Below are 519 nucleotides of genomic sequence, written 5' to 3'. Positions count from 1 at the left end.
GCCCTTTATTCTAAAATCCGGTCAAGGAATCGGACGCCCCACCACGGGGCGAGAGAGACAATGAGCGACGAGATATCGACCGACGACTCGAGACGATCGTTTATGAAAAAGGGCGCGCTCGCCGCCGGCGCGCTGGCGATCGGTGCGGGCGCGTCCGCGAGCGGTGTCGCCGCCCAGGAAGACGGGAACGCCCTCGTCTTCTCGTACGACTACCACCCGGGACAGAGCTTCGACGTGGTCGCCCAGCTCGAACAGAGCACGACCGTCAACGTCCTCCAGGTCGACGACGAAACGGTCTCGGAGATCTCCCAGCCCGACGACTACACGGGCCACGTCATCCGGTACAATCTGGACGGGTCCGCGGGGATCACCGCGTTCCTGTTCTCCCAGGACGTCAGCCTCAGCAGCGGCGACAGCGGGACGCTGGGTGAGGACGCCTCGATGTTCAGCCCCGAACTCAACCTCCTCTCGACCGACCTCGGCGGAGGAGGCGGCGGCAACGGAGGGAACGGAAACGGC

The 519-nt window shown here is 65.1% G+C and carries 1 protein-coding gene; it reads left to right on the top strand.

Translation table 11 applies throughout. From position 1 onward, the window contains the following. Positions 1-60: 60 nt before the first annotated feature. Positions 61-519 (top strand): twin-arginine translocation signal domain-containing protein (locus tag DVH23_RS23290; RefSeq protein WP_198668094.1); only part of this gene is annotated, 459 nt, incomplete at its 3' end.

Origin of the sequence: Saliphagus sp. LR7, from assembly GCF_003344565.1 — an archaeon.
Taxonomy (GTDB): Archaea; Halobacteriota; Halobacteria; order Halobacteriales; family Natrialbaceae; genus Saliphagus; species Saliphagus infecundisoli.
This window is presented reverse-complemented; position numbering and strand designations above follow the sequence as displayed.